At 42.9% G+C, this 26,133-nt stretch carries 23 protein-coding genes; 15 read left to right on the forward strand and 8 right to left on the reverse strand.

Going from position 1 to position 26,133, the window contains the following annotated elements; translation table 11 throughout:
- The first annotated feature begins 252 nt into the window (after nt 1-252).
- Nucleotides 253-762 carry a peptidoglycan-binding protein LysM gene (gene lysM, locus ACPEGP_RS12060; protein WP_144297874.1) on the forward strand — a complete coding sequence of 170 codons (510 nt, stop codon included), beginning with the start codon at nt 253-255 and terminating at the stop codon, nt 760-762.
- A 147-nt stretch (nt 763-909) separates the two neighbouring features.
- Here lysM and queG read toward each other — a convergent pair whose 3' ends face one another.
- Complete coding sequence (gene queG, locus ACPEGP_RS12065) at nt 910-2,166, reverse strand: tRNA epoxyqueuosine(34) reductase QueG (RefSeq protein ID WP_369957946.1); 1,257 nt, start codon at nt 2,164-2,166, stop codon at nt 910-912.
- Nucleotides 2,167-2,360: 194 nt separating this feature from the next.
- Between queG and ACPEGP_RS12070 the strand changes: the two genes are divergently transcribed.
- On the forward strand, nt 2,361-4,142 hold the full coding sequence (locus ACPEGP_RS12070; protein WP_423813539.1) for an NAD(P)H-hydrate dehydratase: 1,782 nt from the start codon (nt 2,361-2,363) through the stop codon (nt 4,140-4,142).
- Nucleotides 4,143-4,220: 78 nt separating this feature from the next.
- Here the strand turns inward: ACPEGP_RS12070 and ACPEGP_RS12075 are convergent, their stop codons facing one another.
- The gene (locus tag ACPEGP_RS12075) at nt 4,221-4,730 is read right to left on the reverse strand and encodes a DUF4124 domain-containing protein (RefSeq protein WP_223808605.1); all 510 of its coding nucleotides are present in this window, start codon (nt 4,728-4,730) and stop codon (nt 4,221-4,223) included.
- Between the two features lie 841 nt (nt 4,731-5,571).
- On the opposite strand from ACPEGP_RS12075, the gene ACPEGP_RS12080 reads away from it, so the two are divergent.
- The 8 genes from ACPEGP_RS12080 to ACPEGP_RS12115 all read left to right on the forward strand — a co-directional run bounded on the left by ACPEGP_RS12080 (nt 5,572) and on the right by ACPEGP_RS12115 (nt 13,562).
- Nucleotides 5,572-7,404, forward strand: a complete 1,833-nt coding sequence (locus ACPEGP_RS12080) for an acetolactate synthase 3 large subunit (RefSeq protein WP_423813540.1) — start codon at nt 5,572-5,574, stop codon at nt 7,402-7,404.
- Nucleotides 7,404-7,901: an acetolactate synthase small subunit gene (gene ilvN / locus ACPEGP_RS12085; RefSeq protein WP_068408422.1), complete on the forward strand. Its 498-nt coding sequence runs from the start codon at nt 7,404-7,406 to the stop codon at nt 7,899-7,901. The genes ACPEGP_RS12080 and ilvN overlap by 1 nt, the downstream gene beginning before the upstream one ends.
- Nucleotides 7,902-8,035: 134 nt before the next feature.
- Complete coding sequence (gene ilvC, locus ACPEGP_RS12090) at nt 8,036-9,052, forward strand: ketol-acid reductoisomerase (protein WP_068408420.1); 1,017 nt, start codon at nt 8,036-8,038, stop codon at nt 9,050-9,052.
- Between the two features lie 297 nt (nt 9,053-9,349).
- Complete coding sequence (locus ACPEGP_RS12095) at nt 9,350-9,775, forward strand: hypothetical protein (protein WP_068408418.1); 426 nt, start codon at nt 9,350-9,352, stop codon at nt 9,773-9,775.
- A gap of 367 nt (nt 9,776-10,142) precedes the next feature.
- Nucleotides 10,143-10,355: a cold-shock protein gene (locus tag ACPEGP_RS12100; protein WP_068408416.1), complete on the forward strand. Its 213-nt coding sequence runs from the start codon at nt 10,143-10,145 to the stop codon at nt 10,353-10,355.
- Nucleotides 10,356-10,648: 293 nt separating this feature from the next.
- Entirely contained in the window at nt 10,649-11,224 is a 576-nt protein-coding gene (locus ACPEGP_RS12105) for a DUF421 domain-containing protein (protein ID WP_423813541.1), read from the forward strand.
- A 507-nt stretch (nt 11,225-11,731) separates the two neighbouring features.
- Complete coding sequence (locus ACPEGP_RS12110; protein ID WP_198328480.1) at nt 11,732-12,481, forward strand: electron transfer flavoprotein subunit beta/FixA family protein; 750 nt, start codon at nt 11,732-11,734, stop codon at nt 12,479-12,481.
- Between the two features lie 148 nt (nt 12,482-12,629).
- Entirely contained in the window at nt 12,630-13,562 is a 933-nt protein-coding gene (locus tag ACPEGP_RS12115; RefSeq protein WP_191691519.1) for an electron transfer flavoprotein subunit alpha/FixB family protein, read from the forward strand.
- A gap of 81 nt (nt 13,563-13,643) precedes the next feature.
- Here ACPEGP_RS12115 and ACPEGP_RS12120 read toward each other — a convergent pair whose 3' ends face one another.
- Both ACPEGP_RS12120 and ACPEGP_RS12125 read right to left on the reverse strand, forming a co-directional pair.
- A complete protein-coding gene (locus ACPEGP_RS12120) occupies nt 13,644-14,438 on the reverse strand; it encodes a TrmH family RNA methyltransferase (protein WP_423813542.1) in 795 nt (264 codons plus the stop codon).
- Between the two features lie 98 nt (nt 14,439-14,536).
- Nucleotides 14,537-15,520: a class 1 fructose-bisphosphatase gene (locus tag ACPEGP_RS12125; RefSeq protein ID WP_423813543.1), complete on the reverse strand. Its 984-nt coding sequence runs from the start codon at nt 15,518-15,520 to the stop codon at nt 14,537-14,539.
- Between the two features lie 421 nt (nt 15,521-15,941).
- Between ACPEGP_RS12125 and ACPEGP_RS12130 the strand changes: the two genes are divergently transcribed.
- Genes ACPEGP_RS12130 through ACPEGP_RS12140 form a run of 3 tightly spaced genes read left to right on the forward strand, consistent with a single transcriptional unit; the run spans nt 15,942 to nt 18,837 of the window.
- The gene (locus tag ACPEGP_RS12130) at nt 15,942-17,015 is read left to right on the forward strand and encodes an aspartate carbamoyltransferase catalytic subunit (RefSeq protein WP_068406823.1); all 1,074 of its coding nucleotides are present in this window, start codon (nt 15,942-15,944) and stop codon (nt 17,013-17,015) included.
- A 60-nt stretch (nt 17,016-17,075) separates the two neighbouring features.
- A complete protein-coding gene (locus tag ACPEGP_RS12135) occupies nt 17,076-18,287 on the forward strand; it encodes a dihydroorotase (protein ID WP_423813544.1) in 1,212 nt (403 codons plus the stop codon).
- Nucleotides 18,280-18,837 (forward strand): DUF2127 domain-containing protein, encoded by a 558-nt coding sequence (locus tag ACPEGP_RS12140; RefSeq protein ID WP_102076797.1) that lies wholly within the window; start codon nt 18,280-18,282, stop codon nt 18,835-18,837. Before ACPEGP_RS12135 ends, ACPEGP_RS12140 begins: the two co-directional genes overlap by 8 nt.
- 117 nt (nt 18,838-18,954) lie before the next feature.
- Here ACPEGP_RS12140 and ACPEGP_RS12145 read toward each other — a convergent pair whose 3' ends face one another.
- From ACPEGP_RS12145 to ACPEGP_RS12155, 3 genes are all read right to left on the reverse strand, one after another.
- Complete coding sequence (locus tag ACPEGP_RS12145; protein ID WP_423813545.1) at nt 18,955-20,229, reverse strand: cation:proton antiporter; 1,275 nt, start codon at nt 20,227-20,229, stop codon at nt 18,955-18,957.
- Nucleotides 20,230-20,373: 144 nt separating this feature from the next.
- Nucleotides 20,374-21,966: a DUF2254 domain-containing protein gene (locus ACPEGP_RS12150; RefSeq protein ID WP_423814286.1), complete on the reverse strand. Its 1,593-nt coding sequence runs from the start codon at nt 21,964-21,966 to the stop codon at nt 20,374-20,376.
- 263 nt (nt 21,967-22,229) lie between these two features.
- The gene (locus ACPEGP_RS12155) at nt 22,230-23,783 is read right to left on the reverse strand and encodes a YihY family inner membrane protein (protein ID WP_306495482.1); all 1,554 of its coding nucleotides are present in this window, start codon (nt 23,781-23,783) and stop codon (nt 22,230-22,232) included.
- Nucleotides 23,784-24,065: 282 nt separating this feature from the next.
- Here ACPEGP_RS12155 and wrbA point away from each other — a divergent pair, with 282 nt between their 5' ends.
- The gene (wrbA, locus tag ACPEGP_RS12160) at nt 24,066-24,683 is read left to right on the forward strand and encodes an NAD(P)H:quinone oxidoreductase (RefSeq protein WP_423813546.1); all 618 of its coding nucleotides are present in this window, start codon (nt 24,066-24,068) and stop codon (nt 24,681-24,683) included.
- Nucleotides 24,684-24,737: 54 nt separating this feature from the next.
- On the forward strand, nt 24,738-25,226 hold the full coding sequence (locus ACPEGP_RS12165) for a hypothetical protein (RefSeq protein WP_193031661.1): 489 nt from the start codon (nt 24,738-24,740) through the stop codon (nt 25,224-25,226).
- Between the two features lie 94 nt (nt 25,227-25,320).
- Here the strand turns inward: ACPEGP_RS12165 and ACPEGP_RS12170 are convergent, their stop codons facing one another.
- On the reverse strand, nt 25,321-26,091 hold the full coding sequence (locus tag ACPEGP_RS12170) for a DUF3108 domain-containing protein (protein WP_423813547.1): 771 nt from the start codon (nt 26,089-26,091) through the stop codon (nt 25,321-25,323).
- Between the last annotated feature and the right edge of the window lie 42 nt (nt 26,092-26,133).

A 26,133-nucleotide genomic window follows, 5' to 3' on the forward strand; every position in this document is an offset into this window, starting at 1 on the left:
TAATAAAGTTACATAAGCTACGCCAAATCAACATTACTCAACATACTATTACTAGAGACGGTATTTGCCATTGTCTATACTAAGAATGGTAAGCAGTAATAAGGTGATATTTGTTATATCGATTAAAACCACTGTTTAGAGATAAAAGTTATGTTCATATGTAGGCGATGCGAGAGTGACAAACGTTAAATACATTGCCTATTAAAACAATAATGATAAATAATAGATAACAATATTTTAAGGAGCAATTTTATGGGTATGTTCAGTTTCGCAAAAGACATCGGTGAAAAGATTTTTAACCGTGACGATGCCAAGCATGACGCTAAAGCAGAAACCAAAGCGGATGCTAATACTCCAGTTCAAAGCACAGAGCCTTCTGCTCAGTCAGTTGCCAATATTTTACTACGCCGTATTCAGCAGCAAAATCTGAATATCAGTAATCTAAAAGTGAAATATAATGGTTCTACAGATACTGCAGAAATCAGTGGTAAGGCCAAAACCCAAGCGGATCGCGAAAAAGCTATTATCGCTATCGGTAACGTGCAAAACGTCGCTAAAGTTATTGATAATATCGATATTGAAGAAGATGCGCCTGAATCTACCATGTACACAGTAAAATCTGGTGATAGCTTATCTAAAATTGCCAAAGAAGTGTATGGTTCAACTGGCGATTATATGAAAATATTTGAAGCCAACAAACCAATGCTTTCTGATCCCGATAAGATTTATCCAGGTCAAGTTCTACGTATTCCTAAGCCGTAATAGGCTGTTAAGTGCTTAAAGCTAAGCGTTTAAATATAAGTATTTAAACATAAGCGCTTAAACACAGATATTTAAAGTTATGTGCTAATAAAAATGCCTCTTAATATAATTAGAGGCATTTTTTTTGGTCTTTATTTTGCATAGAATTTACGGTTTTAAATTTTCTAATTTTTCCTGTTGTTCTTTAATTGCCCAATGGATATGATCGTCTAGCATGGCATTATGAACGCCTAATTTTGCTTGCAGCTGAGTAATTATTTCCGTACTACCATCTGCATTGCCAAGACCAATGGCGATATTGCGTAAAAAATTCACGTAACCGGTGCGTCTAAGCGGACTGCCTTCGGTTTTTTTCATAAACTCCGCTTCTTGCCATTGCCATAGCTCAAGTAAACTGCTGTTATCAAGATTATGCCTTGGGGAAAAATCTTCTACTGGGGTGATATTGGCATAGCGATTCCACGGACAAATAAGCTGACAGTCATCACAGCCAAAGATGCGATTACCGATGGCACGGCGATATTTGCTGTCAATAATGCCGTCGTGTTCGATGGTAAGGTAAGAGATACAAGCAGAGGCTTTAAGCTCATAGGGCGCAATAATTGCTTGCGTAGGGCAGACGTCAATACAGGCGCTACAACTGCCGCAATGCTCCTTGACCGGTTCGTCATCAGGCAGCTCAAGACTCATAAATAGCTCGCCTAATACAAAAAACGAGCCAGCTTGCTTGTTTATGAGCAGGGTATGTTTGCCCGTCCAACCAAGACCGGACGCATCGGCAATAGGACGCTCAAAGATAGGCGCAGAATCGCTAAAGGGGCGAAAAATAAAATCCTGCTCTGAGCCAATATTAAGATGCTGCCATTCAGGTAGCATGGCTTCAATTTTTAATGCCAATTGCTTTAAGCGACTGCGCATGGTCTTATGATAATCACGCCCCCTAGCATAACGGGCGATGATACCTTGATTGGGATAAGCGTTATCAGTGACTGCGCGCGGCGTGGGAGTTTGGGTTAAATAATCCATGCGCACGCTGATGATGGTTTTCGCGCCTTCTACCAATTGTTCAGGTTGGGCCCGCAGATGATGGTTATGATGCATAAACTGCAATTGCCCCTCATACCCTTTTGCCAGCCATTGCTTTAGATGTTCTGTTTGCTCGATAAATAAAGGATGATGCACCGATAAAAAACCACAGTCAGCAAATCCTAGGCCTTGCGCTTGGGTTTTAATCCATTGTTTGACGTCTGCCGGTGTAGCAAATTCTGACGCATTATGAACGGCAATTCTTGCTTGCTCTGCATGATTAGGCGCAGATGTCTGCGCTGCTAAATTGTGAGCATCTGAGGTCTGTGCGCCTGACTGTGTTGATTGAAGGTGGGTAGGTTGGGCTTTGGTATTCATAATGCGCTATAAATGATAATGTGAATAGCAGTATGATAAGCCAGTGAGCGACGAGCGCAAGTAGCAAAACCAATAAATCTGTATTTATACCAAGCTGTAAGCTCTCGTAAAATTTGATAGAGCTGATACCACCCATACATTATCTTATGATTAAAATAATAAAACCAGCCAATAAAAATAAGCGAGGATGAACCATGCCAGTAGCAACCGATGTATCCACAAAAACGACCATACCAGTAGCGTTGTATAGTAGTCAGCAGATTTATGCTATGGAGCAGGCATGGTTTGGCGCAGGTCATGATAGTTTTGGATTAATGCAGCAGGCTGCATGGCAGATGGCACATTATATTGTGGTGCTTTATGAGCAAAAAATGCTTAATTCTTATTCCTCAGCACTTACTAACACTGATAATCGCAATAATTGTTCGCCTCGAGTAAGTATTTGGGTTGGAAAGGGTAATAATGGCGGTGATGGTTGGTTGATTGCTTATTATTTGCAGCAAATAGGCTGGCAAGTACAAATCATCACGGTTGGCTTTGATAAACAAGTTTTTGCGATAGCTGAGACAACGCAGTCATCTAACAAAGAAGCTTCTTTATCTGATGCCAACCAAGCTCTACAAATAGCGCTGTCTGCTAACTGTGATTATTTACGCTTTGAAGACATCAGTTCTGATGACAAGCAAAACGTAAGTGAGCAGCTACAAGTAGACGTCTACGTCGATGCGTTATTTGGTATAGGTTTAGATCGCGCGCCTGATGGTATTTATAAAGAGGCGATTAATAGTCTTAACGATGCCGCGCAGCATAATGGCGCTTTGATCGTTGCGGTTGATGTGCCCAGTGGCTTGGTTGCTTCTACTGGGCAAGTATTCGACCAAGTAGCTGTACACGCTGATGCGACGTTATGTTTGATTGCGCGAAAATTTGGTTTACATACTAATGATGGTATGGATTATAGCGGACAAGTGATTGACATTCCGCTCATCCCTTATCAAACGAATCGTAAAGAATTTAAACCAATTGCCAAGCTACTGACAGCAGCTTATCCATTAAATCCACGCCGTCAAAACAGTTATAAAGGCAGTTACGGGCACGTATTGGTGATTGGCGGTAATCGCGTTGATGGCTCGCAGGGCATGGGCGGTGCCGCTATCCTCTCGGCTTCAAGTACGATGGCGACTGGTGCGGGGAAAATTACCGTCGCCTGTCATGAAGCATTTCATGGAGCGCTATTAACCTCACTGCCCGATGCGATGACCATCAATTTACATGATACCGATGGCGTAAAAAATCTTATCAAAGAAGCCAGTGTTATTGCTATCGGCATGGGACTTGGCCGTGATGACAAAGCAAAAGCGTTGTTTATAAGTTATATCCAAACGGCGATAGAAAACAGCAAACCAATAGTGATTGATGCTGATGGTCTATATCATTTGGCAACATTGCAGGCAGAGCAGCATAAACTGGTTACACAGCTAAAAACACATAGTAGCGAACATCAAGTTTGCCTAACACCGCATAGTGGTGAAGCGGCAAGACTGTTGAATAAAGAGGTCAGTGAAGTAGAAGCTGATAGATTGGTAGCAATAAAGCAGTGCGCCAAAATCTATGGCGGAGATTGGGTGTTAAAAGGTGCAGGGTCGTTAGTGCTAGAGCAAAAGGCTGAGGAAAGACAAATTTACGTTTGTGGCGTCGGCAATGCGGGGATGGCAAGCGCTGGCATGGGCGATGTGTTATCAGGCGTCATTGCAGGTCTACTAGCGCAAAAGGATTTAACCGAAGAAGCGCGTAGTTTGCACCAAGCGGTTCTGCTTCATGGTCTGGCAGGCGACTGCTTAGCGGGACAGACAGAAAATTTAGAAAGTCTTAGCCATGCTCATAATACTCGCTCATTATTGATCGGCCAACGAGGCTTACAAGCGCAAGATATGCCCGCTGCTATTCGCCATATTATGCACCTGATAACTGACTGAATCATCAGTTATCAGTATCAATGACTAACGTTGAATAGAGCAGTGATGGTATTATTCAAAGGTATATAAAGACCGAGTTTAGGTACCATTACAATATTGATTGATGGCTTGCTGTACACGCTCGCGTTTTAGCTCAATTTCACGGCCATCTAAATATTGACGTTTACCATTGGCATCCATCTCGTAGATACGCCCACCAACATTTAGGTTGGTTAAATTATTGCGTAATGACTGGCAACGCTGAGCATTCGCCTGTGCTTCTTGTTCTTTAATGCGCGCCTCTAGCTGAGCCACGCGCTGTTCTTCAGCACTTTGCGGAGCCGCTTGATTGGCTTCGGTTTTCCCTGCCAATTGTCCGGCGTTACTTTGTCTGCCGTCACTACGAAACTCTATCACTTCAATATTTCTACCGTTTTGCGGGGCGTGTTGGCTGTACTTCACCTCGCCATGCGCGCCGATAGATTTATAAACCTGAATGGCATGACTGGCATTGATTGGCAGCATGAGCATACACGCCGTGCTGATACTTAGAAGCAGTTTGGTAGCGGTGTTCACACGAAACGCAGATGCCATGGTAACAATTGCCATAATGACAATCCTCTTAATAGGTAAGAAACGGACGTATTTATCAGATAAGGATAATATTTAATCGTCTTGATAACAATATAAATACACTAGCGTTTGATTTTAGCAAATAATACTTATAAATGTACATTATTTAATAACTAATAGTTAGGCATAGGGTTTAGAAGTTTTTCTTGACAAAGGTGCCCAAACCATCGAATATAATAGCAGTTGATTGGTCAGTGAGCGGCTTTTATAAAATTGCCGTGGCACTTGAAAATAAGGACTACGGGTTGCTTATCAGTAGCTTGCTCAGTTTTATTTTCTTTGTGACAATGATATGGAATAAAATGCCATTATCCTAATGCGTATTCAAAGCTATATTTATTGTCTGCGGACTTATCTGTCTACAATGACTAAGATAAACTTATTATTACTGTGGTTCGTAAGATTTGGCTGTAATAAAAAATAGGGCGCAATGTGTAGTTTTAACAACAACTCATTAAATAAGTTATAAGATTTAGCGATCCTATAGCGTGTCAATATTATTGAGAGTCGTTTTATATCCTGCCTCTATTTATTTATCACTGTCGTAACTTGGTATTCTCAAAATAATAAGCCTCTTTTATAGGTGCATTCGCATCTTGTCACTGTCTGTCGATAAAATCCTGCCACAAAGCTGACCCTACATATATTGCTGTGTTTGAGGGCCATGCTGTTCTATATAACAGTGTTACTTGAATATAGTAGGCACACATTCTTGATATGGATAAGAATCCCAAGTCTTCTTTATAAGACCAATAACCTTGTAAAAACGGTGTTTTCTTTTATAAATGAGCGACCATTCTTACCACAAAAAAAGGTGATGACAGTGACGCAAACCACGCAAAGTCCGAATATGACTGGACATACCCAAACGGGTAATGCCGCCAAAAATTTTGAAGAAAAGCAACAACGCCTTGCAGAGGGTAGCGAGCAGCCTGTGATGCTATCTGGCGCTGAGATGTTGGTGCAAGCATTGACCGATGAAGGGGTCAAATATATTTTTGGCTATCCAGGCGGCGCCGTTCTACATATCTATGATGCCTTGTTTCAACAAGAAAGTATTGAGCATATTTTAGTGCGTCATGAACAAGCAGCCGGCCACATGGCAGATGCTTATTCGCGAGTCACAGGTCAGACAGGGGTGGTCTTAGCGACCTCAGGTCCAGGTGCGACCAATACCGTGACGGCAATCGCCACCGCGTTTATGGATTCGGTGCCGATGGTGGTTATTTCAGGTCAGGTACCTAGTAGCCTAATCGGTGAAGATGCCTTCCAAGAAACCGATATGGTCGGTGTATCACGTCCTATCGTCAAGCATAGCTTCCAAGTGCGCCATGCTAGCGAAATCCCTATGATTGTCAAAAAAGCCTTTCATATCGCTCAGTCTGGACGTCCAGGCCCAGTAGTCATTGACGTACCAAAAGATATGACAGCGCCAAGTGAAAAATTTGCTTATGAATATCCAAAAGACGTGTTTATCCGCTCGTATCAGCCCTCACTAAAAGGTCATAGCGGTCAAATTAAAAAGGCCGTTGAAACTTTATTGTCAGCACAGCGTCCTGTTATTTATGCAGGCGGCGGGGTCATTTGGAGTAAAGCCAGTAAAGAGTTGACTGAGCTTGCTCATCGCTTAAACTTACCAGTTACCAATACCTTAATGGGTTTGGGTACTTTCCCAGGTTCTGATAGTCAGTTCTTAGGCATGCTTGGGATGCATGGCACCTATGAAGCCAATATGAGTATGCATCACGCTGATGTCATCTTGGCAATCGGTGCACGTTTTGATGACCGCGTGACCAATAATGTCAAAAAATTCTGTCCGAATGCCACGATTATTCATATCGATATTGATCCGGCATCCATTTCAAAAACCATTAATGCCCATATTCCAATCGTTGGCGATGTTAAAGCGGTTTTGACCGATATGTTAGAGATCATCGGTGATGATAAAGAGCTTGAGCAACATGCCTTGTTAGATTGGTGGTCACAAATTAATGAATGGCGTACGCGTCATGGCCTACGTTATGACACTAATACTGATAATGGTATTAAGCCACAAGCGGTGGTGCAGGCTTTGGATAAAGTAACCAATAGTAACGCCATTATCACCAGTGACGTCGGTCAGCATCAGATGTTTGGCGCGCTTTATTATACTTATAATGAGCCTGGTCAATGGTTGAACTCCGGCGGTTTGGGCACCATGGGTGTAGGCTTGCCTTATGCGATGGCGGCAAAACTTGCCAATCCTGAGCGTGACGTGGTGTGTATTACCGGTGAAGGCTCTATTCAGATGAATATTCAAGAGCTATCGACTTGCCTACAATATAACTTGCCAGTCAAGATTTTGAACCTAAACAATGCACAGTTGGGTATGGTTAAACAATGGCAAGACATGCTGTATGAAGGCCGTCATGCGCAGTCTTATATGAACTCACTACCAGACTTTGTCAAATTGGCTGAAAGCTATGGTCATGTCGGTATTAAGATTACCGATCCTGCGACTATGGAAGCACAATTGGCTGAAGCTATGGCTATGACTGATAAATTGGTATTTATCGACGTTTATGTCGATCGTAATGAGCATGTTTATCCGATGCAAGTCGCTGGGCAAGCGATGCGTGATATGTGGTTAACAAAAGGGGAGCGTACCTAATGCAACAACAACATCTGATTTCGGTATTGATGGAAAACGAAGCGGGTTCGTTGTCGCGGTTAGTCGGCTTGTTCTCCCAACGCGGCTATAACATCGAGACGCTAAACGTCGCCCCTACTGATGATCCAAGTATCTCACGTCTGACGGTCACTACCATTACCTCGCCTGAAAGAATCGAGCAAATCACCAAGCAATTGCATAAATTGATTGAAGTGGTTAAAGTGCTCAATCTAACAGACAATGTGCACGTCGAGCGTGAGCTCATGCTTATTAAAGTACGAGCGTCGGGCGGTGTACGTGAAGAGATTAAACGCAGTGCTGATATTTTCCGCGCTCAAATCGTTGATGTCAATTCTAACCTATACACCATTCAAATCGTTGGTGATAAAGCCAAGCTTGACGGCTTTATCGATGTGATTGGTCGCGAGCGCATTATGGAAGTGGTGCGTTCGGGTGTCATTGGTATTGCACGCGGCGAAAAAACCCTAAGCTTATAATTTTATAATCGTTATTAAAAACCTTAATTTATTATCAACAGCGCGCTCATTTTAGCCAATACTTTAGAGTTTCGGTTAGAGCAGAAGCGCTTATTATCCATGGCCAGCCATGTTTTAGGAAAAGGACTCTATTTATGAACGTTTATTATGACAAAGACTGTGATCTATCAATCATCCAAGGCAAAAAAGTTGCCATTATTGGTTACGGTTCACAAGGCCATGCACACGCGTTGAATTTACAAGACTCAGACGTCGATGTCACCGTTGGTCTACGTGCCAATTCTAGCTCATGGAAAAAAGCGGAAAACGCGGGCCTTAAAGTTGCTGAAGTAGAAGAAGCGGTAAAAGCGGCTGACGTCGTGATGATTTTGACCCCTGATGAGTTCCAAAAACAGCTTTATAGCGATGTGATTGAGCCAAACATCAAAGAAGGTGCAACCCTTGCTTTTGCTCATGGTTTTGCGATCCATTACAACCAAGTAGAGCCACGTAGCGACCTTGACGTTATTATGGTGGCGCCTAAGGCACCAGGTCATACCGTACGTTCAGAATTTACCAAAGGTGGCGGTATCCCAGATTTAATCGCTATCTATCAAGATGCGTCTGGTCAAGCTAAGCAGTTAGCCTTGTCTTATGCTGCTGGTGTTGGTGGTGGTCGTTCAGGCATCATCGAAACGACCTTTAAAGATGAAACCGAAACCGACCTATTTGGTGAGCAAGCGGTACTTTGTGGCGGCGCGGTTGAGCTGGTAAAAATGGGCTTTGAAACCCTAACTGAAGCCGGCTATGCTCCTGAAATGGCTTACTTTGAGTGCTTACATGAGCTAAAGCTTATCGTTGACCTCATGTATGAAGGCGGTATCGCTGATATGAACTATTCAATCAGCAACAACGCTGAGTACGGCGAATACGTGACTGGTCCAGAAGTGATCAACGAACAGTCACGTGAAGCGATGCGTAATGCGCTAAAACGCATCCAATCTGGTGAATACGCAAAAATGTTCATCAGTGAAGGCGCAACCAACTATCCTTCAATGACTGCCCGTCGTCGTAACAACGCTGAGCACCAAATCGAAGTGACTGGTGCGAAATTGCGCGGCATGATGCCTTGGATTGGTGGCAATAAAATCATCGATAAAGACAAAAACTAATTTATTAGTGAATGGTTAAGCAATTAAGCAATAATCAAATCTCTATCATTTTAGTTATCTAAAAATCAAAACCCATGTTATCACTCGATAGCATGGGTTTTTTAATGGCTAGCAATTCAATAATCTAGAGAAAGTTGCCACCGTAATCACTTGTTAGTGGTTGAAAACTCTTTATTACTGCCTCATATAAGCAGACTTGCTTATTTTATTTAAAAAAATACTAAAACCAAACGCTAAAGAATGATCTGAGCGCTTGATTTTTTATTCTTATTCTTTCTTGATTACAGGTTGTCTGTTGTGCAAATACCAAGTCCTAACTGGCTGACGCCGCAATTTATCTACATTACTCTGAGCGCTGTGGTAGCAGTATTGATTTGGATAGAAGGCGAGATGCTCAAGCGCAACCAAGGTAAGCTGCCGCAATCTAAGTTCTTTCGCATCAGCTCTTTACTTGATACCGCTTGGTTCTTTGTCTCTACTCTGGCGTTGTACGTCATTGATTTGGCGCCGTTGGCCATTGCCGTGCCAGTCGCTTATAGCATCTATACCATCTACGGCTGGATATATGGTACGCGTCTGCTCAAGCGCAAAGGCATACCAGACTCACCGAAGGATTTGGTGGTGCCAGCTAAATATATCGCCTATAGCCAATCCTTTTCTTTGATATTTTTTGCCTTGTGTCTACTGGTTTTATTATCGCCCTGGTTACCGCTACCTGCATAACAATGTTTTAGCGTTTAGATGGTATTTTTGGTTGTTGTGCTATTAAGAGTATCGTAAATTAATTTTTTTAGCTTAGATACTATAAAATAACCATTAAAATCAATTATTTAAATAATAAATATTTATTTAATGATAAAGCTGACAGAAGGCCGCGGTTTTTTACAAAAAAAAATAATTTAACCTGTTGCAGTTTAGAAAAGCTGCTATAATCAGCTTGTACTCATAGGATTTTAGGCAAGAGCTTGAGGTTATCTTCTAGATAAATCAAGGGTTTAAGCCGATGCGCTTAGCAAAAAACACTTGAGTATATATCAATTAATCGGTGATGACACACGTCTCGCCAACAGTTAAAGAGTTAGGAAAATTTATGTCAGAGAAAGTTGAAGGCACTGTAAAGTGGTTTAATGAAGCTAAAGGTTTTGGTTTTATCGCTCAAGACAATGGCGGACAAGACGTATTCGCTCACTACAGCGCTATCCAAGGTAACGGTTTCAAAACTCTAGCCGAAGGCCAAAAAGTGTCTTTCATCTTAGGTGATGGCAAGAAAGGCCCACAAGCTGAGCAAATCGAAGCTATCTAATCTTAGTGGTTATTGAGTAAACTGATTTATCAGCCAGCTTGATACCATAAAGATGATCGATAAGTATTGATTCCTTTGTTTGTTAAAACAATAAAAATACTGTTTAGACGTTAAAAAAAAGCAACCATTCATCAGGTTGCTTTTTTTATGATATTTTTTTAAGAAAATGACTTAAATTCTGTAAGTTTGGACAAAGTGTGATTATTTATTGTTGACAATAATGCTGTTATCTTAATAGAGGATTAGTTTAAAAAAGTTTTTAGACGTTAAAACCAAATAAAAAAGGCGAGTGTATGCAGTGGGAAAAATGGTTTGCGATTGAATGGCCGCAAATAGTTGGCATTTCACTATCGGCGCTTGGATTATACTTGGGACTCATTTTGTTTACGCGGTTGATGGGGTTACGCAGTTTTTCCAAGCTTTCAAGCTATGATTTTGCCATGACTGTTGCTATCGGTAGCATACTGGCGTCAACCATCTTATCTGACAGTCCATCTTTGTCACAAGGCTTAGTCGCCGTTGCGGTATTGTTTCTTATTCAAGGTACCATCTCTGTCATCAGGCGTAAGTCTAAACCTCTAAAATCACTGATTGATAATCAAGCAATTATCTTAATGGCGCACGGAGAGTATTTTTGCGATAATTTAAAAGAAGCCAATCTGACCAAAAGTGACGTGAAAGAAGTATTGCGTAGGAATGGATTGAAATCAAAAAGCGAAGTATTCGCTGTTATTATGGAAACGACTGGCGATATGAGTGTCATTAAGCAGGATAGTACCGCGCCTGACTGGTCGCTGTTCGACGACATTCGTGACAGCCATTTGCTAATTAACTCTAACAATAAACTTGATAACCCGCCTAGACAATAAAAAGTCGGAAGATGAAATCATAGTAAAGTAGGCAATAATTACAAAGCTGCCTCTGTTATAAAGGACGGTCGAGTTAGCGTATTCGAGCAAATTAACTCTCTATTTAGGCTCTTATAGACAGTTTTTGCAACAATGGTGACAAATTTATGACGCATTATTCACGGCGTTGTCTTGACCTTAGTCCTGAGCTCACGCAAGATAGACGGGTCTGATAATAACGGTTGGCTTAGCTTTAGCAGGATTTAATCGTTTACTGGTATACTTTTGTTATTGGTAAATACTTATACAAGTAAATACCAATAATAAATCACGACTAGCGAATAATAAATATGATGCCGCGATATCTTGGGTGGGCGGCTTATACATATTTATGTTTAAATCTATGTTAATGTGGTAAAAACCTTTAGTAGTATTTTGAACGACAATTTGCAGCATAGTTTGAAAAAAATGAACCTTTGGTTCTTAATTGGTAACTTTTAATTCATAACATTAATAAACGAGGAACGTATGAAAGCATTAGTAGCGGTCAAGCGTGTCATTGATTACAACGTAAAAGTTCGTGTAAAAGCTGATAATTCGGGCGTAGATTTATCTAACACTAAAATGTCAATCAACCCTTTTGATGAAATTGCTGTTGAAGAAGCCGTTCGTCTAAAAGAAGCGGGCGTGATTGATGAAGTCATCGTCGCCTCAATCGGTCCAAAAGAATCACAAGAGCAAATTCGTGCAGCTTTAGCCTTGGGTGCTGACCGTGGGATTTTGGTCATATCTGACGAAAAACCTTATCCATTACAAGTTGCTAAAATCCTTAAGAATATCGCTGAAACTGAGTCTACGGATATTATCTTATTGGGCAAACAAGCCATCGATGACGACAACAACCAAACCGGCCAGATGCTAGCAGCATTGATGGGTATCGGTCAGGGTACTTTTGCGTCAGAAGTAAAAGTTGAAGGCAGCAAAGTCAACGTCACGCGTGAAATCGACGGTGGTCTGCAAACCCTAGCACTTGAGCTACCAGCGGTTATCACCACTGACTTACGCTTAAATGAGCCACGTTATGCAAAATTGCCTAACATCATGAAAGCGAAGAAAAAACCACTTGATGAAAAAACGCCTGCTGATTTCGGTGTCGATATGACTTCTAAGCAAGAAATTATCAAAGTCGTGCCACCTTCTGAGCGTAAAGCTGGTATCAAGGTAGGTTCAGTTGACGAGTTGGTCGATAAGCTAAAAAATGAAGCAAAAGTTATCTAAGGCGTGAGTCTTTTAATATTTTGCTACGGCATATCTTGTGCAAAATGATGTTATCTAAAAGGTTTCATATTTAAGCTGATTTGATAAATCGTTTTGTACACAAACAACCGCATGAATAGATGATACGAATAAATAAAGGATAAAAACAATGGCAATTTTGGTATATGCAGAACATGACAATGCCAGTCTAAAAAAGGCAACTTTGAACACGATCGCTGCTGCTAAGCAAATAGGCGATGACGTCCATGTATTGGTCGCTGGTAGCGGCGCGCAGGCAGCAGCTGATGCAGCCGCTAAAGCTGAAGGCGTGACTAAAGTACTATTAGCCGATAACGCCGCTTATGAACATCAATTGGCAGGCAATATCGCCCTATTGATTGCTGACATCGCTAGTGATTATAGCCATATCATCGCTGCTGCTACCACTACTGGCAAAAACTTTATGCCACGTGTCGCCGCTTTACTTGACGTGAGCATGTTGTCAGAAATCTCTGCGGTCGTAGACGCAAACACCTTTGAGCGTCCTATCTATGCAGGTAACGCCACGGCAACAGTTAAGACCTCAGAAGATAAAGTGGTTTTAACAGTCCGTACCACTGCTTTTGATCCTGTGGCAAGCGAAGGCGGTTCAGCGTCTGTTGAGACACTCGATAATGTTCAAGATTTGGGTAAATCAAGCTTCGTCAATGAAGAGATGGCAAAATCTGACCGTCCTGAATTGACTTCTGCAAGCATCGTGGTTTCTGGTGGTCGTGCATTAGCGAATGGTGAAAACTTCACTAAATATATCGAGCCGCTAGCGGATAAGCTTGGCGCTGCGGTTGGCGCATCACGGGCTGCTGTTGATGCAGGCTATGTACCAAACGATATGCAAGTTGGTCAAACAGGTAAAATCGTTGCCCCAGACCTTTATATCGCAGCGGGTATCTCAGGCGCGATTCAGCATTTAGCAGGTATGAAAGATTCTAAAGTCATCGTTGCTATCAACAATGATCCAGAATCACCAATCGCGAGCGTTGCTGATTACTTCTTAGAAGCCGATTTGTTTGAGGCATTGCCTGAGCTGACTAGCAAGATTTAATTGTTACCTCTTGCATAAGTAATTAAGCAGAAAAAACCCGCTATTTTTATAGCGGGTTTTTCGTGTTTTCTCTAAATGATTCTAAGCATAACTTCTCTGACGCAATGTCTCATACAAGCATAATGAGCCTGCAATGGCGACATTCAGGCTTTCTTGTCCGTTAGGCTGCGGCAAGGCGATAGGGGTGGCACACTGCATTAGCTCGTCGCAAACACCTTGGCCTTCATGCCCCATAATCCAAGCGATTGGCTTTCTTAAGTCATGTTGATAAATGACCGTATCGGTATGTGAGCTGGTGGCAAATAGCGGCGTTTGTACGAAATCTAAAATATCTTGCACACTTAACCCCTCGTAAATGCTGAGGGCAAGCTGCGCGCCCATACCTGCTCTGAGCGTCTTTGGTGACCATGCTTGCGCTGTTGCACTGGTACAAAGTATGTTTTTAATGCCAACTGCCGCCGCCGTACGCAGTAGCGTACCGACATTGCCGCTGTCCTGGACATCATTAAGAATCAAGCAGTCATCATTGATGGGTTTAAGGCTAGGCGCTGGAATGTTAATCAGCGCCATGATATCGATGCCAGTCCCTAAGCTACGAATACCTTCGTACAGGCTATCTGCTAAAGTCAAAATAGGCGTATAAGTCGGCAGGCGCGTCAAAAGCTGCTGAACTTCAGGATGCTGGTGCGCCGATTCAGACAGTAATATCTGCACAAATGGGTAATCGCTACGCAGAGCGGCATCGATAAGGTGCACGCCTTCAATGACGGTTTGCCCTTGTTTCTTACGCTGGCGCGCTTGCGTCAATAGCCCTTTGATAAGTTTAACAGTCGTATTTTTATCTGAGGTAATCAGCTCGGTGGGATTTGCTACCATAATGGATCGCTTAAAATATAAAGAGTTTGAATCATCAGCGTAAAGTCGATTTTTCATATCGCTGTACGCTGATGATTATCAAATTGGGTACAAATGATTTATTTATCAGCATGTTTTAAATGTAAATTTTTAACGTAAGCGACTTCGTTTTTACTACCAAGTACCACAGGAACACGTTGATGAATATCCGTTGGTTCTATATCCAAGATACGCTGCACCGCGTCAGTAGCAGCACCGCCTGCGCGCTCAATCAATAAGCTCATCGGATTGGCTTCATACATCAAGCGTAACTTGCCGGCTTTATTGGCATCTTTAGTGTCAAATGGATAGGTGAATAAACCGCCACGACATAAAATTCGATGCACATCGCCGACCATCGCCGCCACCCAACGCGTGTTAAAGTCACGGCCGCGTACGCCAGTCTTGCCAGCGATGAGCTCGTCGATATATTGCTGCATAGGCGCTTGCCAGTAGCGATAGTTTGAAGCGTTGATAGCGTATTCACTAGTATCCGCATCAATCTGAACATCCTCTTCTATCAGTACATAGTCATTGCTATCAGGGTCTAGGCTAAACATCACGACATTATCAGCGATGGTTAATGCCAGTACCGTAGAGGTGCCATATAGCAAATAACCGGCGGCTAGCTGTTGATTACCCGCTTGTAAAAAATCGCTATTTGCACTGACTTGACCTTGGCGTTGGTACGGTAGGATAGAGAAGATGGTACCGACGGCCATATTAATATCGATATTTGATGAGCCATCAAGCGGATCGAACAATACCAATAAACTACCATCAGCGTTGGCAGGGGTAGCATCGTCGAGCTCTTCTGAGGCAACACCTGCACAATGCGCGTTGTTTGCCAACGCCTCTAATAATAAATCGTTAGCTAAGACGTCGAGTTTTTTCTGCTCTTCACCTTGGACATTTTGATTACCTGCTTCGCCTAAGATATCTGCTAACGCCCCTTTTCTTAATAACTGCGAGATGGTTTTACCAACATTAGTCACAGTGGTAATTACGTCATTAAGTGCCGGGTTACTGGCATCAGCGTTTAGATAATTTGCTAAGGTTGTCATAAGGTTTCCTGATAAAGACGGTTAAAATAGATAGTATTAAAATAAGTACTTTTAAAAATAAGACCAATGAGAATAAAAATTAAATAGAAGTTTGAGAGACGGTTAGATCACCTTTAATTTGCCTAAATTTGGCAAATTTTTAAATACCCAGCAAGGCGTCTTTGTCCTGACCACAAAATCAGCTACACTAGCGCTATGATTATTTATTTATGGTGTTAATAAGTGGCTTTTGATAAGGTTTGCTATATGTCTAGAGCCATTGCTCACTAAGACGCCAAAAGCTATCTTTTAAGGTTGTTTGTCATTGCGCTAAATTGTAGCAAATAAGCGCCAAAATGTCCTTGTCTGTGTGCTTAACGAGCGTAAAACGCCTAAATAATGATAATCACCTCATATCACCTAACAATAAAGATGTGCCATTATGTCAAATTCTATCGATAGTCGCTCAACACCAACCGTTTCGCCGACTGATTATGCCAAGTTTGATCCTGAGACTATTCATCAAAAGCTCAACGCCTCGCTCAGTCGTCCGCAGCTCAATAACGATGGCAGTATTCGCCATTTCTTAGGGGTAGAGGGTTTAAGTAAAGCGCAACTGCAGGCAATTATTGCCAAAGCAGAGACATTTTTTGATGATAATGGGCAACTGATTAACCGCCCTGAGCTTGAAGGCTATACGGTGATGAATTTGTTTTTTGAACCGTCAACGCGCACGCGCACCACTTTTGAAGTCGCCGAAAAGCGTCTTGGTGCCAATGTGCTCAATATCGATATTGAGCGCTCTAGTACCAAAAAAGGCGAGAGCTTGCGCGATACCCTGTGGAATCTACAAGCGATGACAGCGGATATTTTTGTGGTACGGCATTCAGCGTCAGGGGCGGCGCATTTTATGGCAACCGAAGTGACGCCTGATATTGCTATTATTAATGGCGGTGATGGCTGGCATGCGCATCCGACGCAAGGTATGCTCGATATGCTCACCATTCACCGTGAAGCACCGCGCCCGTTTGAAGAATTGTCCGTAGCCATCATCGGCGATATTAAGCATTCACGGGTCGCGCGCTCAGATATCAGTGCGCTGCAAACCTTAGGCGTCAAAGATATTCGTGTCTGTGCGCCGCGTACCTTATTACCCAAAGGTATTGAGCGTTTTGGCGTGCAAGTTTATGAAGATATGAACGAATGCGTCACCGACTGTGATGTCATTATGGGATTAAGAATACAAAATGAGCGTATCGGCTCGCCGCTGCTGGCGTCGTCGAGTGAATATTATAAACACTATGGTATTACGCCTGAACGCCTAGCACTGGCTAAACCCGATGCGTTGGTGATGCATCCAGGACCAATGAATCGCGGGGTTGAGATTGCCTCAAGCGTTGCCGATGGTGACCAGTCTGTGATTTTGAAGCAGGTAAACAATGGCATTGCGATCCGCATGGCAGTATTGTCACTGGCAATGGAAGGTCAGCGCGCGCATCAAGCTGCGAGTCAATAATACTCTGCTGCACTGTTTTATATTTATTTATCTCATTTTATTGATACGGTAATAACGCTCATGTCTACTACGTTAAATACGGATACACCGATAATTAACCATCTTCCTCAAGCATTTAAAGACGCGCTACCAAGCACAGTAACCGATAAGCTGGCTTCTCTTGAGTCAGAGCGCGAAATGTGGCTACTGCCTCCCTTGGTTGATTTATGCGCCCGTTTACGCGAACCGGGTCAACAACAACACGGTACGTTAGAGTCAGAAGGGCGTGCGGCCCGTGGCAATGGCTTTTTGCATGTGGTGATTCCACCTGATACCAACCCCATTTTAGAAAATGGCTCGCTATTAAAAGGTTTGCGTGAGCGGGCGCTGAGTGATGGCGGTATTTATTTGCATGTTTTAGGGGCGTTGACCGCAGGCTTAGAAGGCGAGCAACCATCAAATATCGCTGGTCTGAAAAAAGGTGGCTGTATCGCGGTTTCTAATGCGCGTCGACCTTTTCGTAATGACTTGGTGTTACTGCGTACTTTAGAGTATGCGGCGACTTTTGGCATGAAAGTATTCTTTTATCCTGACGAGCCAAGTTTGTCTGGTGATGGCGTGGCACATGAAGGTTATATCGCCTCGTATCATGGTTTGCAAGGGATTCCTTGGATTGCGGAAACGGTTGCTTTATCGACACAGTTATTGATGGTAGAAGAAACGGGTATTGCCGCACATTTCAGTCAACTATCTTGTAAGTCTTCGATTGAGCTGATGCGTTGGGCGAAAGACAAAGGTCTGCCGGTGACTTGTGATGTGGCGATGCATCAGCTGTATTTAACCGATGATAATTTAAAAGGCTTTAATGCCCAAGCCTATGTACTACCGCCGCTGCGTAGTAATACCGATCAGCAAGCCATTCGCCGCGGGCTAAAAGACGGCACGATTGATGCGATTTGCAGTCACCATGAGCCGCTAAACAGTACCGCCAAAAAAGCACCGTTTGCTGAGAGTACGCCTGGTATCTCAAATTTTGATACCTTTATGGCGCTGGCCTGTCAATTGGTACGTGATCAGGTATTAACGCTTGAACAGTTGGTCGATAAAATATGCCTTAATCCAGCAAAAATTGCGGGCATTAGTGAGCAGTATGAAAGTATCGGCGGCGCGGTGTTGGTCGATCCCAATCTTGAGTGGCAAGTAACCACAGAAACCATGCTGTCAAATGGGAAAAACACGCCGTTCTTTAATGAGCAGTTGCAGGGTCGTGTGGTGGAGACTTTCTTTGCCTAATTTGCCCAGACAGGATGACAGTCTGCTACCATCCTCGAAGGATAATAACCAAGATTTAACCAGTCAGCCGCATACACCGCGCAGTGGCGCTAGTACCTCTAGCGAATCGATCAAAGCGGTGGCAATCTATGAAGTGGTCAAAGGCGTTGGTGCGCTATTAGGGGCGGGGGCTTTATGGTCCTGGCATAGTGACCTTGAGCATTGGCTAACGACAGCGACTGCGTCTTGGCAGCAAGTCTTTGGGCAACTGCTAGCACCGCAAGTTGATAGTGCGGTACGCATAGCGCAGCAGGCAAGCAAAAATTGGCCAGTATTTTTATTGCTCATTTTTGCTTATGCCAGTTTGCGCTTTCTTGAAGCTTATGGTTTGTGGCAAGATAAAACTTGGGCATATTGGTTTGGGGTGTTAGGCTACGGGATATTTATTCCTATTGAGATTTATTATTTGTTTGCTAGCCCATTTGACTGGTTTAAGCTTGCCATCTTAATATCAAATATTATTATTGTTATCGTGGTTTATCGCAATATGAAGCGCAAAGGTTTGATATAACTAGGCTGTGATACAAACCAATAAACGGGTTTAAGAGACCTAAAAAAGCCAGTATAAGCTATCCTCTTATACTGGCTTTTCTTTGATTAAAACGGCTAAATAAAAACTATGTAAAGCTTATATCTCTGCGACTTTCTCATCAGTGCGAATGCTTTTGGCGACTTTACCAACGCTCAAACCTTGTACCAAAATAGAGAATATCACCACCGCGTAAGTCAGCGCCAATAAAATATCGCGCTCGCTACCCGCTGGCAACTGCAACACCAAAGCAACCGAAATCCCACCGCGCAATCCGCCCCATGTCAGTACTTTCCACGCGCCTTTTGGCAAATCAAGCTGACGATGAAAGGTTTTAGTGGTCATGCCGACGACGATAAAGCGTGCAAGTAGGGCAATAACAATGGTCAAACCAGCAGCGATAAATAAATTGCCCGAATAAGCAATCATCACCACCTCTAAACCAATCAAGACAAATAAAATCGCGTTAAGAATTTCATCAATTAATTCCCAAAACAAATCAATATAATGGCGCGTTTTATCACTCATCGCTAGCGCGCGTCCACGATTACCTACCATTAAGCCCATCATCACCATCGCAAGTGGCCCTGATAAATGCCAATGGCTGGCGAGTGCATAGCCGCCTATGACGCCCGCCAGCGTTAATAACACCTCTTCTTGGTAGCTGTCGATGCTTTTAAGCATGTAGTACAAAACTGCGCCGAGCACTAAACCAAAGACTATACCGCCACCAGCTTCAACGGCTAAGGTATGGGCAACATAATTGGCCGTTGGGATATCGCCACTGGATAAAATACCGAGCAGCAGCACGAAAATAACCACGCCGATACCATCATTAAATAGTGATTCACCAGCGATGACCGTTTCAATACTTTTTGGTGCGCCAGCTGAGGCCAAAATACCCATCACGGCGATTGGGTCGGTCGGCGATATCAAAGCGCCAAATAATAAACACCACAAAAACGGCAGGCCAAAACCAAATAGCGGCAGCATAAAATAAAGGGCAGCGGCAATGAGTAACGCCGATACGATGGTGCCAATAAAAGCAAGGATACCAATGGGCAGTTTATAACGTTTTAAATCGCCAATATTGACGTGTAGCGCGCCCGCAAAGAGCAACATAGACAGCATGCCGTCCAATAAGACTTCGGTAAAATCAAGCTGTTCTAATAAGCTCACTTCGTAATCAATGAGCTGATCAAAACCTAAAAAGCCCAAAAATATCGCGCCGATAGATAATAAAATGGAGATTACCATCACGCCGATAGTCGTTGGTAAGCCGATAAAGCGATGATTGACATAAGTTAATAAGGCAGTAATCGATAAAAAAATAGCGCTGATTTCTAGTACGCTCAAGCTGCTGGTAGGAGCCATAAAAAGGGTCTCAAGTAATGATAAAAATTCGCCCCAATTTTAGGACTTAGGAGGATTAACGGGGTTTTATTTTAGTTATTTTTGTGCTGGCTTACCAGTTATGAGTGGCAAACTTATTTTTAGTAATAAAGATCGTTTTAAACGCTATCTTGATTGTGTTTGTAGAGCTTGATGAATATGAGCATCGAACTTAGCGACATAAGCAAAATATTGGTGTTGGTCATTGTCGCTGAGAATAAACTGCTTGGCTTGCGCACACATGGTGCTTAAGTCATCGACCAAGGCCTGATAGCTAAGATTGTCTTGTCCCGCACGTTCAATCAACGTCAGCTCATGTAAGAGCGTTTGCTGCTGAGCATTATTAACTTTGGCATAATTAAGGTCTACCATTGCCTGACAAAGCGCCTTTAATACCATCAAGTCTGCGGTCGCGTAACGCCGTATCTCGCCAAGCGATGTATCGATAAAGTCGGATATTTTAGGGGTATGAGTCACGACGGCTAATATGGCGTCGCGTGGTTTATGGCTTACTTTTTCAATAATGCTATTATCAGATGTTGTTTTATCTGGCATCGACTTGTCTGGATTTTTTATATAAAAATGATAGGGGCTTGGCGGCTGACGACGCATCATGATGCTAAGGCAGCTGGTCAAAGACTGTACGCAATTGACCGCAGTTTTGGGATCGTTAATTCCTGGAGAAAGAGCGCGTACCGCAATTTCGGTCATTTGTCCTAAACTATAAGCGATATCGTTAGAATGGCTTAGGCGCTGCTCAATACGGATACAACCAGCAAAGCGCTGCCAAAACAAGCTATCTGGGGGGCGCGGCACAATAGCAAGTTTTGGTGTGTTGGTCTGCTGTCGATTGTCTGGATGGTTGGCTGGGCGCTGATAAAAATAGCCGATAATATTTCTATCAGTGACAAAATCACCAAGATTGGCTTTGATTTGCACCACGCCTGCATAATCTTGGCTCAGAGTTACCAGTGATTTAAGATAGATTTGCTGCAAATACCCCGAGCTTGGCGCATAAATCGGCGTTGCAGACCAAGTGTGAAATTGTTCGATATCCTGATGCACAACGTTACGTTGATGATTGATATCACAGCGGTCTTTATACCAGTAGTGAATATTTTTAATCGCCTCATTACTGGCGCCTTCGATCACATGCGATGCCTGAATCGCATGCACCATATGCTGCACAAAATACACCAATAATAACGCGCAAATAATTGCCATGATAATGCCAAAGGTCACCGCCAATTGCGGTACACCAAAGGCAACATCGTATTTATGAATCGCTTTTAACACCAATAAACTATAGCTAAAGGTGCCAATAAACGCGCCTAAAACAAACTGATTGGGCGTATCGGTCAAAAAATTACGCAGCAATCTGGGGCCAAATTGCGAAGACGCCATTGATAACACGGCAATGGTAATCGAAAAAGTAGTCCCCGCGACACCAAGTACGGCACCAGCAATGGTGGTCATGATAGCGCGAGCGGCCTCATCATCGCCGGTAAAAGCAAAACTTAGCTCTCTAACCGTCTCGCGGTCAAAATGTTCATCAATGGTGACCAATATGGGCGCGAGGAGAATGCCCGCTAACACACAAGCGCTAGGAATAAACCAATAAGAACCAATCAGCTGCTGCCACAGATTTTTTAGGCGATCGGGGAGATCCAATAGCGTCTGTAGCGACCACAGCTGGGCAAATTGCTTTAACCTGTGCATAAGGGTGAGCAATAGCGACTTAAGCCAGCCATTTTTAGGGTATTTGTCCAATAGAATGCGCTCCAAAAATGACCTAAAAATTAAACAAGTTTTATTGAAAAAAGCCGTGCTATTGCCTCACTAGATGACGAGGCTTAAAAGGAATTACCTTACCATATAAATAGGATCGTTTAAAAATTTAGTAAAAAAAGCCCCTATGATAGGAGCTTATTTATATGTTGTAACGAAGATAAAAAATGATAGTTAGCTTACTTAACATAAGCTTACTTTATTATAGGCTTATCCGCTTCTGTAATAATATCGTCTCTCTTCCCAATTCTGTGGTGAAGTGTAGAAGGTTTATTGTCGCCAATATCTTTAGGAATGAGAATTTCATTGTTATTCTCATCGCATTCTACGTCGCTGTCCTTATCATAAGCGATAGGATCAAAGTCCGGCGTGACGTTATCCCTATCTTTATCTTTTTTAGATAGGTAGTTAGGGGTTGCCTCGTTAGATTTTCTAAAGAGTTTAGAGCGAGTGTTTTTAGTTGAATTTGCTGTATTTTCCTCAGATTTTTTACGGGGTTCGCTATGAGCGAAAATCATATTCAATGGTAAAGCCAATTGCTGTTTGGCATAAGCTTCTGTATTTTCAAAGCGATCAACCAATAAGCTCAGCCAAGGTTTTTGGTCCTCAATGCTCATCTCATCAAGCTCATCTTTGATAGGCAAAGGGTAAGGCAGAGTACGATAAAAATCCCACAAGGTCATTTTGCTCAAATCTTTTTTCAGCACATAATCTTCTTCTTCGGTCATGGTGATAAGATTACTGTCTTGCAGATAGTTAATGTAGGTATACCATTTTGGCAGCTCTTTACGTCCTAAGACATTACGCAGCGCTTGCTCGCTCACCGCTTCGCCTTTTAAATGATGGGTATAAACGAGATTTAACATATCGAGCAAACTTAGGAGCGGGTGGCGCGGATAAACCTCTTCGGTCTCAAAAATGGTCAAGGTATAACTAATCTCAACGCCGAGCAAAATCAAATTCCACGACAGATAGATCCATAATAAAAATATTGGCAGCGCGGCAAACGCCCCATAAATGGCCTCATAGCTGGTAAAATTCGCCATGACCGTACCAAAAAGGTTCTTCATTAACTCAAAAATAATCGCCACAAAGACACCAGCAATCGCCGCATTTTTTGCCGGGACACGCGCTTTGGGTATAAACCAGTACATACTAATAAAGCCCGCTACCGTGACCGCAATAGAAACGATTTGAATCCAAAACGACCAGTCGATACCGTAGCCGGCGATTTGTCGATTTAAGAAACTTAAGCTTTGCACCGTACTTGAGACGATAAATGCCGTGCCTAAAATCAGCGGTCCTAATGTCACAATCGTCCAGTAGCGCAGAATACTTTTCATACCGCCTGAACGATTCTCTACTCGCCAGATTTGGTTAAAGGCGCGCTCAATGGTCGTCAGGGTCATGATGGTGGTAAAAAACAATACCATCGAACCGATGATGGTCAGATTAGATGACTTTTCAGCGAAGTTATTGATATATTTGCTGACTTGCAAACTCGATTGCGGCAACAAGTTGCTATATATCACTTCATAAATCTGCGCTCTGACCGACGCAAGCGCTGGCACTGACGACAAAATCATCAATAGTACTGTTAAGATAGGCACAATCGATAATAGCGTCGTATACGTTAGCGAGGCAGCTTTTTGTTGGCAGTTGTCTTCAAAAAAGTGCCGCGTCAAAAAACGTAGAAACTGAAACCAACGTTGGTGTAAAAAAGGGATTTTTTTTAGTAAATTTTCCATGACAACCATTTAACGGCAATAAGAGTGCGAATAGTGTAACAAAAGTAAGCGTGCAGAATCTGCCACTGAATTGTGTCAAAATGCACTAAGTCAGCGTTGGTTTAAATGCTTGTCTACACCATCTACAAAACGGCACTTTTGAATGAGGTTGATGTGCTTTGTTTGCTGTCAATGCATGACTCGGGCATAATATGCACATCTATTATTCATGCGGGTCATTTATAGTGTGGTTGACGCGCCTTTAACCATTCACTTTCACGACTTTTTAAGGATGTTTTGCTAATGAGTCAGACCGCCCCTTATGTTTTGGTGCTTTATTATTCAAATTATGGTACGACGAAGATATTAGCATATGCCATTGCTCAGGGTGTTGAAGACGCTGGCATGACGGCGCGTATTCGTACGGTGCCGACTGTCGCGCCTGAAACCACCGCAACTAAGCCTGCCATTCCTGATGAAGGCGACCTTTATTGCACCATGGATGATTTAAAAGATTGTAGCGGGCTTGCGCTTGGTAGTCCGACGCACTTTGGTAATATGGCCGCACCGATGAAGTATTTTTGGGACAATACCGTCACCCTATGGCTGGCAGGCAATCTGCAAAACAAGCCAGCTGCAGTATTTACGGCTACCGGTTCGATGCACGGCGGACAAGAAACGACCTTGCTGACGATGATGATGCCGCTATTGCATCATGGCATGATGATTGTGGGCGTCCCTTATGCTGAGCCTGCGTTAAATAGAACGCAGCGTGGCGGCTCGCCTTATGGCGCAAGTCATGTCAGCGGCGCGTTACATGACCAACCAGTATCGGCAGATGAGCGCGAGCTGGCGATTGCCCAAGGTCGGCGTTTGGCAATTACCGCGTCTGCCTTAGCGCAAGCCAATTGGCAGCGTTAATTAACCCTTATATATTGCCGCTTGCTGTTATCAATTAGGAAATACATATCTCTCATGGTCACTAACCAATCCAAGCAGGACAGTAATATCGACACGCCCGCAGCAAAAACGCCTGAGATAGTTAATGCGCAAAAGCCGATAGCGCCTATACGTCAGCGTTTGATGGTGACGTGGTTGGTTTGGCTAGCGTTTAGATTATTGGCATTGCCGATTTTAATCAGCGTCTTTAATCCTAGTCGTCCCGATATCGTTGGCGGTATCGCTTGGCAAGCGTTATGGTTGCTACCGGCGCTGGTCTTAACGCCATCGATATTACGCGGGCGTTCGCCTTATGCGCTATTGATAGACAGTATGTTTACCTTGGTTTATCTTGGCGCGAGTGGGGTGGTGCTATTTACCCGTGTTTATGGCAGTAGTTGGGCTGAGATAATGGTCTATCTGCTTGATTTTGTGTTGTTACTTACCATCAACGTCTGGTTATTTATCTTGTTAAAACGTCTACCGTCAATGAACAATGTCGTTAAACAGCCACGTTCTCGCTAAAATTCTCATAGAAAGTTTTATACGGATAAAAAAAAGCGGCGCTTCATTTAGAGCGCCGCTTCTTTACGTTAACCATTTATACAAAGATAAGGGCTTAATTGACTTTGGTTAATTCTAAATCCATCTTTTTACCATCGTTAATTTGACTGACTTTAACTGGCAGATAATCTAAGCTTGGCGCCAACCAAAAACTGGTCGAGCGGCTATTGTCATCGTGCACGCGGTCGACACGCACGGTATCAAACGTACCTGCTGGTACGGTGATTTTAGTATTGCCTGATTTTTTAAAAGGCGTTTTCTCAATTTTGTCTTTTTTCGCCATGTAATAGTTGCCAGAGAATTTACCGTTTAATAAATCTTGGCGAATTTGCACCTCAAGGCTCAAATCATCAAAGGCTTGCTGTGCCATATTTAAAGTCGTCGATTTGCCGCGATAGTTACTTACTACCTTTTTACTGCTTGGATTAAAGTCCAACTTATGCGTACGACCAACGCCCAATAGTTTATAAGTGGTGCTGGCCTGAGTTGGCACCACATTATTACCGTTAATAGTAAAGGTACTATTTTGCGCGGCGGTGGCGACCCCAGCAACGCGAGCATTGACATTGTATTTCCAGGTATTACCAGATTTATTCAACGTACGGGTAGCTGTACCTTTATATTTATCTTCAATGGTGAAACTATAGTTCGCGCTTGAGGGCTCAACGCTTTTGGCGCTGGCAAGGGTAGGTGCGGTCATACTTAAAGCTCCAATCGCAGCAATGCTTGCTCCAGTGGTTAAGGCGCTTAAAATTTTAGAAGGGCTGCGTTTCGGGTTATTAGAATGGATTGATAGGGATTGTTTATTTTGTGATAAAAAACTCATGGATATTCCTTAATTTGGTTTCAGGCTGTGTTATCAGCTTTT

It is taken from the genome of Psychrobacter sp. 219-2-C (assembly GCF_049560815.1).
In the GTDB taxonomy this organism is placed as follows: Bacteria; Pseudomonadota; Gammaproteobacteria; order Pseudomonadales; family Moraxellaceae; genus Psychrobacter; species Psychrobacter faecalis.